The organism is Chryseobacterium phosphatilyticum, assembly GCF_002899825.2.
Lineage (GTDB): Bacteria > Bacteroidota > Bacteroidia > Flavobacteriales > Weeksellaceae > Chryseobacterium > Chryseobacterium phosphatilyticum.
In genome coordinates this window covers 1-932 of record NZ_PPED02000024.1, presented here as the reverse complement: position 1 = coordinate 932, position 932 = coordinate 1, and the positions used below count along the sequence as shown (strand labels likewise).

Sequence of the window (932 nt, the reverse complement as noted above, 5' to 3'; positions counted from 1 at the left end):
GTGCCGGCGGACACGGAAGGGTCGCAGATCGCCTTCCGTTTCGGCCTGAACAAGACAGGGGGTATGCGGGGCCCACCGCTCGTCACGTCACGGCAGCTCAAGGGCGATCAGGAGGCGCGGAAACGGTTCGAGGATGCCGCCTTCGAGGCGCTGTCTCGGTGCTTTCCGATGAGGATCACCCCCGCATTCGGAGCGATCCTCGGCGAGAGCCCCATCAGGCTGAGACTCGTCAACACCCCACCGAGAGCTATGCAGGATTTTAGGTGACGGAGGCGGTCAGGCGGCGCGGTGATCTGGGCTCGCGGTGACCTCGGTCCCGTCGCGGAAGATGACGCCGGCCACGACCTTCGGCAACTGGTTTTCGCCCTTCAACCGTCGCCAGGTTTTCGAGGCTGCCATCACCAGCTTGAACACCATCAGCTTGGCGGTCGTGGCCGAGAGTGCACCTTTGGTCCGCACGGTCCGATGCCGCACCGTGGCGAACACGCTCTCGATCGGGTTCGAGCTGCGCAGGTGGTCCCAGTGCTCGGCCGGGAAGTCGTAGAACGCCAGCAGCGCCTCCCGGTCCTTGGTCAGGCAGGTGGCGGCGCGCGGGTACTTGGCCCCGTACTTCTCGACGAAGACAGCCAGCGCCGCCTCGGCCGCCGCCCGGGTCGGCGCACCGTGGATCTCACGCAGATCCACCTTCATCGCGCCCTGAACGGACTTCGGCACCTTGTCGAGGACGTTGGCCGCTTTGTGAACCCAACACCGTTGGTGAGCGGTGCCCGGAAAGACCTCGTCCAGGGCCTGCCAGAAGCCGAGTGCGCCGTCGCCGACCGCGATCTCGGGCGCGATCGACAGCCCACGCCGCTTCACGTCGACGAGCAGCTCGCGCCAGCTCTGGGCGCTCTCGCGCACGCCCACCTGGAAGCCGACGAGTTCTTTCCGGC

1 protein-coding gene and 1 pseudogene are annotated in these 932 nt (G+C 66.8%); one reads left to right on the top strand and one right to left on the bottom strand.

The window, feature by feature from the left end; all coding sequences use genetic code 11:
• A partial coding sequence (locus C1631_RS25245; RefSeq protein WP_228441476.1) for a UCP034077 family protein occupies positions 1-267 on the top strand: 267 nt, incomplete at its 5' end.
• A gap of 9 nt (positions 268-276) precedes the next feature.
• Here the strand turns inward: C1631_RS25245 and C1631_RS25240 are convergent.
• A pseudogene (locus C1631_RS25240) lies at positions 277-932 on the bottom strand (IS256-like element ISMex3 family transposase); the annotation flags it as partial.